Origin of the sequence: Bacillus sp. BD59S, from assembly GCF_007363175.1 — a bacterium.
Lineage (GTDB): Bacteria > Bacillota > Bacilli > Bacillales > Bacillaceae_G > Bacillus_A > Bacillus_A pacificus.
Genome location: NZ_CP034686.1, coordinates 343,257 through 357,620, shown reverse-complemented (window position 1 = coordinate 357,620; position 14,364 = coordinate 343,257). Strand labels below are relative to the sequence as shown.

The 14,364-nt window shown below is 34.0% G+C and carries 11 protein-coding genes and 1 pseudogene; 1 reads left to right on the top strand and 11 read right to left on the bottom strand.

Annotated features, from left to right (window positions below):
- Positions 1 to 229: 229 nt before the first annotated feature.
- From EKQ63_RS03820 to EKQ63_RS03810, 3 genes are all read right to left on the bottom strand, one after another.
- Positions 230 to 1,021 (bottom strand): endonuclease/exonuclease/phosphatase family protein, encoded by a 792-nt coding sequence (locus EKQ63_RS03820; protein WP_143880740.1) that lies wholly within the window; start codon positions 1,019 to 1,021, stop codon positions 230 to 232.
- Between the two features lie 4 nt (positions 1,022 to 1,025).
- Positions 1,026 to 2,663, bottom strand: a complete 1,638-nt coding sequence (locus tag EKQ63_RS03815) for a PTS transporter subunit IIBC (protein ID WP_029437299.1) — start codon at positions 2,661 to 2,663, stop codon at positions 1,026 to 1,028.
- Positions 2,664 to 2,868: 205 nt separating this feature from the next.
- Positions 2,869 to 4,533 (bottom strand): glycoside hydrolase family 13 protein, encoded by a 1,665-nt coding sequence (locus tag EKQ63_RS03810; protein ID WP_143880739.1) that lies wholly within the window; start codon positions 4,531 to 4,533, stop codon positions 2,869 to 2,871.
- 244 nt (positions 4,534 to 4,777) lie between these two features.
- Between EKQ63_RS03810 and EKQ63_RS03805 the strand changes: the two genes are divergently transcribed.
- Positions 4,778 to 6,112, top strand: a complete 1,335-nt coding sequence (locus EKQ63_RS03805; protein ID WP_143880738.1) for an FAD-binding oxidoreductase — start codon at positions 4,778 to 4,780, stop codon at positions 6,110 to 6,112.
- Between the two features lie 122 nt (positions 6,113 to 6,234).
- Here EKQ63_RS03805 and EKQ63_RS03800 read toward each other — a convergent pair whose 3' ends face one another.
- The 8 genes and pseudogenes from EKQ63_RS03800 to EKQ63_RS30640 all read right to left on the bottom strand — a co-directional run.
- Complete coding sequence (locus EKQ63_RS03800) at positions 6,235 to 6,918, bottom strand: ABC transporter permease (protein WP_143880737.1); 684 nt, start codon at positions 6,916 to 6,918, stop codon at positions 6,235 to 6,237.
- Between the two features lie 155 nt (positions 6,919 to 7,073).
- Entirely contained in the window at positions 7,074 to 7,763 is a 690-nt protein-coding gene (locus EKQ63_RS03795; RefSeq protein ID WP_001081907.1) for a Crp/Fnr family transcriptional regulator, read from the bottom strand.
- Between the two features lie 201 nt (positions 7,764 to 7,964).
- Positions 7,965 to 8,927, bottom strand: coding sequence for a carbamate kinase (gene arcC / locus EKQ63_RS03790; protein ID WP_000113952.1), 963 nt, complete (start codon positions 8,925 to 8,927; stop codon positions 7,965 to 7,967).
- Positions 8,928 to 8,964: 37 nt separating this feature from the next.
- Entirely contained in the window at positions 8,965 to 10,380 is a 1,416-nt protein-coding gene (gene arcD / locus EKQ63_RS03785; RefSeq protein WP_000503392.1) for an arginine-ornithine antiporter, read from the bottom strand.
- Between the two features lie 99 nt (positions 10,381 to 10,479).
- Entirely contained in the window at positions 10,480 to 11,478 is a 999-nt protein-coding gene (argF, locus tag EKQ63_RS03780; protein ID WP_000930296.1) for an ornithine carbamoyltransferase, read from the bottom strand.
- Between the two features lie 30 nt (positions 11,479 to 11,508).
- Positions 11,509 to 12,741, bottom strand: a complete 1,233-nt coding sequence (gene arcA / locus EKQ63_RS03775; protein WP_000682339.1) for an arginine deiminase — start codon at positions 12,739 to 12,741, stop codon at positions 11,509 to 11,511.
- 268 nt (positions 12,742 to 13,009) lie between these two features.
- Positions 13,010 to 13,459 carry an arginine repressor gene (argR, locus tag EKQ63_RS03770; RefSeq protein ID WP_000711838.1) on the bottom strand — a complete coding sequence of 150 codons (450 nt, stop codon included), beginning with the start codon at positions 13,457 to 13,459 and terminating at the stop codon, positions 13,010 to 13,012.
- A 152-nt stretch (positions 13,460 to 13,611) separates the two neighbouring features.
- Positions 13,612 to 14,184: pseudogene (locus EKQ63_RS30640) on the bottom strand (methyl-accepting chemotaxis protein); the annotation flags it as partial.
- Positions 14,185 to 14,364 lie beyond the last annotated feature (180 nt).

Here is a 14,364-nt window from a genome sequence, read left to right as displayed (position 1 = left end):
CACCGTGGATTAACCAAAAACGAACTATTTTTTCCCATTAACTTTAACTTACTACATTATATAACGAAGTAAGTCAAAGTATGAATACAAAATGACCAAATCGGTTTTACATTCAATAATAACAAATATATAGGAAATGTCATAAAAAATACAAGTATTTTCTCTTGGAAATACTTGTATTCCTAAAAAAATCCTCACAGCTTTTTATCATCTGTGAGGATTTCTTCTATTATATATCTACTTGTACTTCTACACCGAAATGATCTGAAATTACATTTCGGTTTGTACCATTAAAAATAACTTTTGAAGAACGAACTTTTTCACTTCGGTTACACAATATTAGATCGATTCGCAAATTATGTTTATTTTCATCCCAACCAGCAATCTCACCTTGGACAGTTGTTCCTTCATCCTTCTCTATTGCTAGTTCATATGTGTCATACAAACCTTTTTGCATCATATATTCATAACCCTCCCCTTGCAAACGGGCGTTATTATTAAAATCACCCATTAAAAAGGAAAGTTCATCGCTATCTACACGCTCCATCAAACGATTCACTTGATCTTTAAATGATTCTTCTTCATCATTCCACCAACCGAGGTGGCAAGAGTAAAACGTGATGTTCTTCCCATTGTAAGCAATTGTTGCACTTACAATTTTGCGTGTTTTCCAATACGTTGTATCCTTATTTTCTGAAATAAAGAACGTATCTTCTTTTACAACATTATGCTTCGTTATAATCGCTAATCCTTCTTCATACACATCATAACCAATATGAGAGAAATCCCAAGTAATATTGTAATCTTTTACATGTAACGCATTTAACTCTTCTAATAGTAAAAGCCCAAAATTATCTTCTTTCTTGTTACCGCATACATTTTTAGCCCCTATCAACTGACTTACTTCTTGCAATGCGATAACATCGTACTCTTCTTCTTGAATGACTTTAGCAAGATATTTTATCTTTTCTATTTGATTTTCTTCTTGCCAAGAGTGACAGTTTAAAGTTAGCAATTTCATATTATTACGCACCTAACATATCTTGAATGTCTGACTTTAATACGTCAGCTTTCGGGCCATATACCGCTTGTACACCTTTATCTTTTACGATCAGTCCTAAAGCACCATTTTGTTTCCACTGCGCTTCTGGTGCAACAACATCTAAATCTTTTACTGTTACACGTAAACGTGTCATACAAGCATCTACGTCAGCAATATTTTCTTTTCCACCTAATAGATCAATAACCTTTGTTGCTAATGAACCATCTTGTACATTTCCTGTTCCTTCTGATGCCTCATCTTCATTATCAATATAGTTACCTGCACGTCCTGGTGTTGGTAAGTTGAACTTTTTAATTAAGAAATTGAATAATGTAAAGTTCAGACCGAAGAATACTAATGAAACGATAACGAAATTGATTAAATCTCTAGTTAGTCCTGCATTAACCATCATCGGTGTACGAGTAATTAACTCAATAAATCCGAATGCGTGAACACGTAAGTTAATTAAATCTGCTAATGCGAATGCAAGTCCTGTTGTAATTGCATATACAACATATAATACTGGAGCAATAAACATGAACATGAATTCAATTGGTTCTGTTACACCTGTTAAAAATACTGCTAATGCTGCTGATAAGAACATTGGTTTATATTTTGAACGTTTTTCTTTGTCAACATTACGGAACATCGCGAAAGCAATACCCATTAATGCTGCTGTTGAACCGATAACTTGTCCAGCTTTGAAACGAGCTGGTACAACGTTATTTAATAAATCGTTATATGCTTTTGTATCTCCATTTGCTAATAAGTTATTTAAATCTGTAATCCATGCCAGCCATAAAGGATCTTGTCCTGCTACAACTTGTCCAACTTTTGAGCCAGTTAACATCGTATATGTTCCACCTAGCTCTGTATAGTTCATCGGAATTGTTAACATATGGTGTAAACCGAATGGTAATAGTAAACGCTCTAACGTTCCATATACAAATGGTGCAACAATTGGTGCACTATCTTTTGAAGCTGCAATCCAGCGACCAAATTCATTTAATCCACTTTGGATGAATGGCCATAAAAGTGATAATACAATTGCAGTTACTGTAGACCAAACAATTACAACGAATGGTACGAATCGTTTTCCGTTAAAGAATGCTAATGCTTGTGGCAGTTTGTTATAGTTATAATATTTGTTATATAAAGTAGCTCCTAAGAAACCTGTGATAATCCCTACGAAAACCCCCATGTTTAATGCTGGTGCACCAAGTACAGAAGTAAAGTAATCTTTTACAATTAAGTCCCCTGCTAATACTGAAGAAACTTTCGCTTTTGAATCCGCTAACATTTCAGCGTTTACGCCAAATATAGCTCCTGTAATTCTGTTTGTTAAGACGAATGCTAATAGCGCTGCAAATGCACCACCTGCGCGATCTTTCGCCCAAGATCCCCCAATTGCTACTGCGAATAAGATGTGTAGATTAGTAATAATTGCCCAACCGATGTCTTCCATTACGCGAGCGATTGTATGAACTGCGTTAATATCCCCAGCAGACATTCCAATTAACTTACCGATAGAAATCATTAAACCAGCTGCTGGCATTACAGCTACAACAACTAATAACGCTTTCCCGAACTTTTGCCAAAAATCAAAAGACGTAATTTTCATCTGTTCTTCCTCCCCTTTATTTATAACAACATAATGATTTAAATTATAATTTCTGTTTCTGTTATGAAAACGATTCCTTATGTTACTTCATTTTTATCTTTACGCAACCGTTTTCATAAATCTATTTTAATAAAAGCGTTTTCACTTTGCAATAGAAATTTATTATTTTTCATAAAAAAAGATGCTCTAAAAGCATCCTTTTTTATTATGAAATACGATAAACCCTTGTTTCATAAGGCTTTAACGTGATTGAATTTACTTGTTCATGTTCCGCAACTTCATAGTTATTTAAAAGCAAACGTTTGCGTTCTAGTGCAAATGAATCCTCATTATATACAGCTTCCTCTTTTGAGATATTACTAATTACAATGATTTTTTCATCGTTTAATGTACGAGTATATGCATAAATTTGCGGATCATCTTCTAAAAGTAAATCGTACGTACCATAATTCAGTACATCGTGCTCTTTTTTCAAGGCAATCATTTTCTTATAGAAATTGAAAATAGAGTTCTCTTCATTCTTTTGCTTTTCAACATTAATTTCTTTGTAGTTTGGATTCATCCCAAACCAAGTTGTACCTGTTGTGAAGCCAGCATTCACCTCATCGTTCCACTGCATAGGTGTACGTGAATTATCGCGGCAAGAAGCCCATATAATTTCCATCATATCTTGATGAGATACACCCTCTGCAATTTTCTCACGATATAAATTTTTAATTGCTACATCATCGTAATCTTCAATATTTGGGAATTGAACATTTGTCATCCCAATTTCTTGTCCTTGATAAATAAACGGTGTACCGTGCATAAAGAAATACATCGCTCCAAGAGCTGTCGCACTTTCACGCCAATATTGTTTATCATCTCCCCAAGTTGAAACGATACGTGGCTTATCGTGATTCTCAATATATAAAGCATTCCATCCTTTATTTTCCAGGCCTTTTTGCCATTTCGTTAATACTTTTTTCAGTCCTACAACATCAAGATCTTTCTTCTTTTCTGCATCCCATAAGCTTAAATGTTCGAATTGGAATACCATATTGAACTTACCTTGCTCTTCTCCAACCCAAAGCTCAGCATCTTCAATCTTAACACCATTCGCTTCACCGACAGTCATAATATCGTACTTAGAAAATGTATTTTCTTTTAACTCTTCTAATAAAGGTTGAATACCATCCACATTCATATGTTTATCAAAAGATGGTACATACTTTAGTTCTTTTGGATTTGGCATATCTTTAAAGCCATCTTCTTTTTTAATATGGCTGATCGCATCCACACGGAAACCATCAATTCCTTTATCAAGCCACCAATTAACTGTATCGTATAACACTTCGCGAACTTCTTTATTCTCCCAGTTTAAATCTGGTTGTTTACGTGAGAATAAGTGTAAATAATATTGTCCTGTTACTTCGTCGTATTCCCATGCCGAACCATTAAAAATACTTTCCCAGTTGTTTGGTTCCGCACCATCTTTACCATCATGCCAAATATACCAATCACGCTTCGGATTGTCTTTAGATGAACGAGACTCAATAAACCATGGATGTTCATCGCTTGTATGATTAATAACTAAATCAATAATAAGCTTCATATCACGTTTATGAACTTCATCTAGTAAAGCATCAAAGTCTTCCATCGTACCAAACTCATCCATAATATCTTGATAATCACTAATGTCATAACCATTATCATCATTAGGTGACTTATACATTGGACAAATCCAAATTACATCTATACCTAAATCTTTTAAATAATCCAGTTTTGCAATAATACCTTGTAAATCCCCAATACCATCACCATTTGAATCCATAAAGCTACGTGGGTAAATTTGATAAGCAACCGCTTCTTTCCACCATGTTTTATTCATAGTCATTCTCTCCTTTTGCATCCCATCGGAAATTTTATGCAAACGTTTTCGTAACACTATCATAACAAAATATGAATAGTTTGCAACTGTTTTCATTGAACTCTATGTAGATTCCTTATTCTTATGCTTTATTTATTTCTCACAAGAGCAAATCTCATTCCTCATCTGCTCTTGTCCACGCACGTTACATATGCTTTTCATATATTAATAAAAAGCACTACTTATTTTAGAAAGGAGTGATAAATTGAAACAAACAAAATTAACAGGTCGTATTGTTGTTCCTTCAGATCCTGACTATGACATAGCCCGAATGAACTTAAATTTAAGTATTCCAAAACTCCCTTGTATTATTGTTTTTTGCCAAAATAAAACTGATGTATGTAACGCCTTAAAATGGGCTCGCGAGCGTCATGTACCATTTCGCTTAAGAAGCGGACGTCATAGCTATGAAAATTTTTCTCTTTTAAATAGAGGACTTATTATTGATGTGAGTGAAATGCATCGCATTACTGTTCATACAGATAAATTAACAGCAACAATTGAAGCTGGTGCAAACCTTGGCACTGTTTATAAAGAGCTTTGGAATTATGGTGTGACAATACCGGCTGGTACAAGTGCAAGCGTTGGAATTGTTGGATTAACACTTGGCGGGGGCATCGGTATGCTTTCACGCTTATTTGGATTAACATGTGATCAATTAATAGAAATCGAAATGGTACAAGCATGTGGTAAATTTGGAGCAAAAATCATTCGTGCAAGCGAACATGAAAACCATAACTTGTTTTGGGCATGCCGCGGTGGTGGTGGTGGAAACTTCGGAATTATTACTTCTTTGACTTTTCGCGTACACCCTATAAAAAATGTATCAATCTTCTCCATTACATGGGAATGGAAAGATTTTATTGCTGCCTTTCAAGCTTGGCAAAACTGGGCGCCTTATGTAGACGAACGTCTTACTTCATCAATTGAATTATTCACAAAACAACAAAACAAAATTGAAGCACAAGGTGAGTTTGTTGGCTCTCCCTCTGAACTCCATTCCTTATTATCTCCTCTTCTTGAAACTGGTACCCCCTCTCTCTTTATAGATGAAGTTCCTTATATAAAGGCTGTTGAATTTTTTAACAGTGGTAACATCCCTGAAAACTTCAAGCGCTCTGGTTCCTACGTATATAAACCTATCCCCCTTAAAGGCATTCAAATCATGCAATATTTTCTTTCTCATGCACCAAATAAAGATGCGAGTATTTGGCACCAATCGCTCGTAGGTACTGTTGAAAATATTCCGCCTACTGAAACAGCTTATTTCCATCGCAAAGCAATTATTGCGCAAGAATACATTACCTCTTGGAAATGTGATGATGAAGAAAATCGAAATATACGCTGGGTTAAAGATTTACGAGAAAGCTTAGATCCTTATACACTAGGTGACTATGTCAATTGGCCCGATATCGACATTAAAAATTGGCAAACTAGTTATTATGGCTCTAACTTTCAAAGATTACGTAAAGTGAAAACCATATATGATCCTTGCAATGTTTTTCGTTTTCAACAAAGTATTCCACCCTTTCATACGTAAAAAAAGGTAGAAAATAAAAAATCATCCAATATGCCGTTACCCTGCAGCATGTTGGATGATTCAAGTTGATTTTCTATATCGTTTCAAATTATTGCCCCTACTCATAAACTTTCAATTACAGATTAATTGTATTTCGCATCATTTTCATGCAATAAATGTAATTTAATATTTGGTACTTTATCTTTTTCAACACCGCTATTATAAGCAACAGGAATTTGAAATTCGAATTGCTTTGTCTCATGTTTTTGTAAATAGACTGGTTTCGGTACTAGATAACTTTTTGAATTCTCGTTTACATTATCATATAAAACAACTTTTAATGCTTGTGAATGATTACGATAATTTTTTAAAGTAACAATACACTTTCGTTCGATATCCTCTCCATTTTTCTCCATTCTACACTGGCTATCTTCTTTTTTATATTCTATTGCTTCTACCCCTGTTTTTCCTGCGTAGTACCATGTTTTATTTAATGTCTGGAGGATGTTATTTAAAATAAACGGCATCATTAAAATCAAAATACTAATGCCTACTACTTTTATCTTATTCATTTTTCTAAATGTACTAGACTCCTTTTTTCCTAGCCATTTTAAAAATAATATAAATACAATTACATGTAGTATGAAAGAAACAATCAATATATTTGAGACTTTATAATCCATATAAACATACGTATATATCGGAATCTTATAGACATTGAATAGTTTTTCCCCAATTAATTCATTATCATTTGGAATTTTTAATAATAACAAAACCCCTATACTGTAACAAATAGCTACTAATCGATCATACTCAATACGAATCATTCTTTCTCCCCTTCACTTTGTTTTTTATTATCGATTTTAGCTATTATTACTATACTATACAATCTTTTTATAGAGGATAACGTAAAAAAGTTCCTTATAAATATATAAAGAACCTTATTAATATACAGTATGAATTAAAAATCAATATGCAATTTTCACATAGAGATTTCCTCAAAATATGTTGGATTATGTATTGTAATTTTTTTATCTAAAATTGTAACAATACTATCATTTTTTAATTGTTTTAATACGCTACTAACCGTCTCTCGAGACGTACCAGATATTTTCGATATTTCAATTGTTGTAAGTGGGCAGGAAATTACAATTGTTTCACCACTCTGTTCTCCTAAATCTCGCATTAAATAATTTAATGTTTGAATGACCCGATCTTGTGCATTAGGAATTGTAATATTTTGTACTCGATTTTCGTTTAGTTTTAATATCGATGATAATTGCTGAACAACGTACATCAATTGCGTTCTGCTGGATTTTACCATATCTTCAAAGATTACCGTTGGAATATAATATACCTCCACATCCGTCATTGCTTCTGCTGTATAGTTATATCCTCTGTCTGTAAACATACCACCATAAGGAAAAATAGAATACCGCTTTACATAGTCATCGTATAATAAGTTCCCATTTTGATTAACCCGCTCTAACTTTACAAAACCATCTAACATGAAGTAAATTCTTTCCCTTGAATCCCCTTCTAAAAATAAAAATTGACCTTTTTTATAAGTTCGCCAATAAACAAACTCTGTTAAGCCTTTCAATTTTTTTTCTGTTAAATGAGCAAATAATTCGAACTGCTTTAAGTCTTTCACTACGTTCCGTCTATTCATAAAATTCCCTCTCTCTTGCTGTATGTTGGAGCGAAAAATCAAGAAAGCGTATTCAATTTGAATTTTATCATAATCAACTTATATATTCAGATTTCATCATGAAAACTTTATGAACAATGAATACAAAAAATATTAATAAATAAAAAGAATGAAGTTACTAACTTCATTCTTTTTTTACTAATAAGTAGCGTACATAATAATTTAAACATACATGCATACATTCTGTTTTGAAATAATAGTACCGGCTTTTTCTTCTAGTGCTTCATATACTTTTTCTAAAGACGTAATAATTGTTTTTCTTTTTGGATTTGTATTAACAAAATTAATAGCAGCTTCAATTTTTGGAAGCATGCTTCCCGCAGCAAATTGTTGTTCTTCAATATATTCTTCTAATTGATTCACTGTGATATGCGCTAATTTTTTTTGATTCGGTTGATTATAATTTACATACACATAATCAACTGCAGTTAAAATAACGAGCGTATCGGCATCTACTAATTCTGCTAATTTCTGCGCAGCGAAATCTTTATCGATAACCGCTTCAGTTCCTTTTAACCCTTCTTCGGAATCAATTACTGGAATTCCACCTCCGCCAACAGCTATCACTATGTTTCCATCTTCGACCAAAGAATTAATAACTTTATGTTCATGAATACTTACAGGCTTCGGTGATGGAACAACACGTCTCCATCCTCTACCAGCATCTTCTTTAAACACTGCTTTTGTTTCATCCATTAATCTTCTAGCCTCTTCTTCTGTATAAAAAGGACCAATTGGTTTAGTTGGATTTTTAAATGCCTCATCTTTTTTATCCACAACAACGCGTGTTATAACCGTTGCTACATCTTTGTTTATATTCCGTTTTTTCAATGCCTTTTCAATCGCATTTTCCATCCAATATCCAATCATCCCTTGGCTCATTGCCCCACAAGTATCTAATGGCATTGCAGGTGTCTTTTCCGTTTCTGCAGCTTTTTGCTGTAATAAAATATTCCCCACTTGTGGGCCATTTCCATGCGCAATTACTATATCCACATCATTTTCCATTATTTTCACAAGTTGTTCCGCCGTTTTTTCCAACGCTTCTTGCTGCGCTCCCGCAGTAGCTTCTCCAGACTGTATCGCATTTCCCCCTAGTGCAACTACAATTTTTCTTCGTGCCATATTTCAGCCCTCCAGTTGATTTCGCTTTCACAGCGCTTTATAAAGTAATACTGCCTGTAATTAATCCATAAATCGCAAAGAATGCCAAAGCACCAATTGCTACGGATGATGCTAATTCCACTCGGGTAAATATTTCCTTCGAACTCTTTTGCTTTTGAACATTGTAAAAAATAAAAATACCTGGCGCATATAAAGTCATTGTTAATAATAAATACTCTAAACCAGCTGCATAAACTAACCATACGCCATAAATACTTGCTATCAAGCCAATTATTATATTTTTATTTCGATCTGCTTCTTCAGACTTTAAGCTATGCTTCAGTTGATAAAACGCTGAAAAAGCATATGGGATTAAAATAGCTGAAGATGCTAAAGAGAATGCAAAATTATACGCCTGATCAGAAACTACGAATGTTAACAAGAACATTTGTATTAAACCATTTGTTATCCATAATGAATTTACTGGAGCCTTATTTTTATTTTCTTTTGCGAACCATTTTGGAAATACTCCATCTTTAGCCGCTAAATATGGAATTTCAGAAGCGAGCAAAGTCCATCCTAACCAAGCACCTAATACAGAGATGACCAAACCTAAATTAATAAAGATAGCACCCCATTTTCCAACAACACTTTCAAATAAATAAGCCATAGCCGGATTTTTCAAACCAGCAATATCTGCTTGCTGCATAAGTCCAAGAGACAATAATGTGATTAAAATGTAAATGATGAGTGTACCAATTAAGCCAATAACGGTTGCTTTCCCTACATCACTTCTATTTTTTGCTCGACTGGATAAAACAACAGCCCCTTCTACACCAATAAATACCCATAAAGTAACAAGCATTGTACTTTTAACTTGGCTGCCAACTGCTCCCCATGAAAAAGAACCAGTTTGCCCCCAAAATCCATCTAAGAACGTATCAATATGAAACGCGAAGATTCCTATGACAATAAATACAAATACAGGTACTAATTTTGCGATTGTAGTTACTAAATTCACAAGTGCTGCTGATTGAACTCCACGTAAAATTAACATGTGAACACACCATAATAATACGCTTGCACCAATAATGGACGCTACATTTTGCCCGCCTTCAAAGATTGGGAAGAAATATCCTAATGAAGAAAACAATAATGTACCGTAAGCTACATTCCCAAGCCAAGCAGATAGCCAGTATCCCCACGCACTATTAAATCCCATAAAATTACCAAACCCTGCTTTTGCATAGCTAAAAATACCACCATCTAAATCTGGCTGTTTTACAGTTAGATTTTGAAAAGATAATCCGAGTGCAATCATCCCAATTCCTGTTATAACCCAGCCAATAATAATGGCTCCAGCACCAGCACCTTTTGCCATATCACTCGCTAAATTAAAGGCTCCACCGCCAATCATAGACCCAACTACAAGAGCCGTTAATGTAAACAACCCTAATTTCTTATCTTCACCCATTCCACTCACCTCTCTTTAATTGCAATAACAATACAAAAGCAATAGTGAATGATAGTGTCTAAAGGAGGAGAAAGAAGAAAGGAAGACTCCCTTTCTTCTTTACTCCATGTTTCCTAAAGTAGCTGCCATAACCGCTTTAATTGTATGCATTCTATTTTCAGCTTGATCAAATACTTTTGAATGTTTACTGCGGAATACTTCGTCAGTTACCTCCATTTCTTTCAACCCATATTTCTCATAAACTTCTTCACCATACATCGTTTCAACATCATGAAATGCAGGTAAACAATGTAAGAAAATCACGTTTTCATTGCCTGTTTCTTTAATCATTTTCATATTTACTTGATAAGGTTTCAATAACTCGACACGTTCGGCAAATTTTTCTTCTTCCCCCATAGACACCCATACATCTGTATAAATTACATCTGCACTCGCAACAGCTTCTTCCACATTACTTGTTATCATTACCTGTTCATTATATTTTTTTGCTAAATCAATTACTTCTTGTGCAGGCCATAAAGATTCCGGTGTACAAATACGTACATCCATTCCAACGATTGCCCCACCAACTAATAAGCTATTAGCTACATTATTTCGTCCATCCCCAACGTAAACGAGCTTTACATTTTTCAATTTCCCTACATGTTCTCTAATTGTTAATAAATCTGCTAGTGTTTGTGTTGGATGCCACATGTCTGTTAATCCATTCCAAACTGGCACACCAGAATTTTGTGCTAAAGATTCTACAGTTTCATGATTAAATCCACGAAACTCAATTCCGTCAAACATACGCCCTAACACTTTTGCTGTATCCTCTACGGATTCTTTTTTCCCAAGCTGAATATCACCTTTCCCTAAATATTCGGGATTCGCTCCTAAATCTGTACATGCTACTGTAAATGCACAACGCGTACGAGTAGAGGTTTTTTCAAATAAGAGCGCTACATTCTTACCTTCTAAATAATGATGTGGAATACCATTTTTCTTTTTCTCTTTTAATTCTGCTGCCAAATCTAGAAAATATAACAATTCTTCTTGTGTAAAATCTTTTTCTGCTAGAAAACTTCTTCCTTTTAAATTTGGTCTAGTCATTAACATACTTCATCCCTACTTTCTCCGTTATTTATACTAAATATCTTTACGAACGATTGGCATACTCATGCAACGTGGACCCCCACGACCACGAGATAATTCCGAACTTAGCACCTCAATCACTTCTATACCGTGTTCCCGTAATAACGTATTGGATACATAGTTGCGATCATATGTAACAACTACACCTGGCGCGATTGCTAATGTGTTCGAGCCATCATTCCATTGTTCACGAGCAGAAGCAATTACATCTCCTCCTCCACATGGAATAAGAACTAATTCACTTAAACCTAATACCTCTTTTAATGCTTCCATTAAAGAAGTACGATGTGTAATTTTAAGAGTTTCCTCATCTGATCCTTTTTCTAAAATATAAATATTCATATTCCCTTTTGGCCCTTCAATGGCTGGATGAATTGTAAACTTGTCATAATCAACCATTGTAAATACTGTATCTAAATGCATAAATGCTCTGCATTTTGGAATTTCTATTGCTAACACTTTCTTAATTTTATTTTGTCGGCTGAAGAGATTTTTAGCTAAACGTTCAATTGCTTTAGCTGAAGTACGAGCAGATACTCCAATCGCAATTGTTTCTTCATTTAAAATTAGCTCGTCGCCACCTTCAATTGGAAATTTATAATCACGATCTAACCAGATTGGTACATTATGTTTTACAAATCTTGGATGATATTTAATGATGTACTCCATGAATAATGATTCACGTCTACGTGCTGGTTCTCTCATCTTATTTATCGTTAAGCCATCGCCCACGCTAGCTGCTGGATCACGAGTAAAATATAAATTAGGCATTGGATCTAAGTAAAACGGATAATGATCTTCCATTAATTCATATAAATGTGTCTTCTTACTTGTTTCAATTTCGTTTTTCCGTACACCGCCCATAATTTTTTGAATTAATTCTTCATTTGAAAAGGAAAGTAAATATTCTTTTAAAGTTTGATGTGCAACATTTACGTCGGCCTGTCCTTCTTTTAAAATACGATCAACAAATTCTTCTCGAAGTTTTTTATCTACTAACGCCTCAGCGGCTAGTTTTTCTAAATAAAGAACTTCAACACCCCGATTGCGTAACGTTTGTGCAAAATAATCATGCTCTTTTTGAATAATTGGTAAGTATGGAATATCGTCAAATAATAATTGCTGCAAATAATCTGGCGTCAAGTTTTCCACTTCTTTACCCGGTCGTTTTAATAAAACCGTTTGTAATTCCCCAATTTCTGAAGTAACATGTATCGGATGTTTCATTTGTTGTACCTCCTTTTAAATATGTTTGATGTCTTACAAGTACATAATAAATGCTCTGCACTTTCATCTTTGTGAAAGCATCCACATTATCATTGTGAAATATTAAACAAGTTATTTTTTTAAAATCATACGAATATGTATTTTTATACCAAACTATCTCGCTTTCTCAATAAAAAATACATATATTACGCATATATGTTGAATATTTAACTTCCGTATTTACACAAAAATCCTGTTTTTAATAAAAATTAAAAACAGGATTTTGCATCTAAATAATTAAATTTAACCTTTCTTCTAAAATCTCCCTATCTGATTTCGACTGAGAAATTATAAGGCATGTATCATTTCCACATATACATCCTATTTTTTCTTTCCAATCTAACTCATCAAATAAAACACCAATAACATGTGCATTTCCAGGTAATGTTTTAATAATCATTAATTGATCTACACAATCAATTTTCACAACAACCTCCCGTAATTTTTTCTTTAACTTTATATCAGTTTGTAAATGCTCTTCTGAGAAAATTTTATATATCATCAATCCTTCTTGAGAAGGTACCTTCGTTAAGTTTAACTCACGAATATCTCGAGAAACCGTAGCTTGTGTTACTAATACATCTTTTTTTGCTAACAATTCTACTAATCTTTCTTGCTTCTCTATTTCATACTCTTTTACAAATTGTTTAATTAATCGTTGTCTTTTTTCTTTTTTCATAAAAGACACCCCTTTTAATATTATAGCTCGCTATAATTTTCATCCGAAAGGGACAGAAAAGAATGTTGCGGAAACGTTCATAGTTTATATCTTTTAACTATAGATATTAAATCTAGCTAAAAAAGAGAAGAACAGCATTCTGTTCTTCTCTTTTACATTGAAAATCGTTCAATTGTTTGTTTCAAGTCTGTTGCTTGCTTCTCTAAATCCTTTAATAATTGATCGATCGCTATCATATTTTTAGATTGTTGCAACGTCACACGTGCTACTTCTTGTGAACCAGCTGACGTTTCTTCAGCAATTGCTGCTACAGCCTTCGTCTGTGCACCTGTTTGATGAATGTGACTCACTTGTTCATTCATATAGCTACTAATTTGCTTCGTTGCATCCGCTACTTCCATAACACTTGATGACATTTCTTTTAAAATTAATTCGGTAGCTTCCCCACGTTTCGCCTCTTCTTTAGCTATTTTCACTTGTTCTGTCATTTTCGTTGCAACTTGTTGCACTTCCTCTTGCATATTCCGTAATAACTGCGATATATTTCTTGCAGAATGGTCACTTTCATCTGCAAGTTTACGTACTTCTTCAGCTACAACGGCAAAGCCCCGTCCATGCTCTCCAGCACGAGCAGCCTCAATAGAAGCATTAAGTGCTAATAAATTCGTTTGGCTAGCAATCTCACTCACAACAGATACAATATGTTCTACTTGTTTCATTCTTTCCTCTAACTTCTGTACATTTTGCATTGAATCTTCATTTTCTTTCGCCAATGTTTGAATACCTTTAATTAAAGACGTAAAGACACGAGTACTATGCCCTAAAGCTTGAACCATTTCTGAAGACAACTCATCAGACTGTTTTGCTTTCTCTTCTACTTCACTTGCAATAGAAGTTGTTGTATC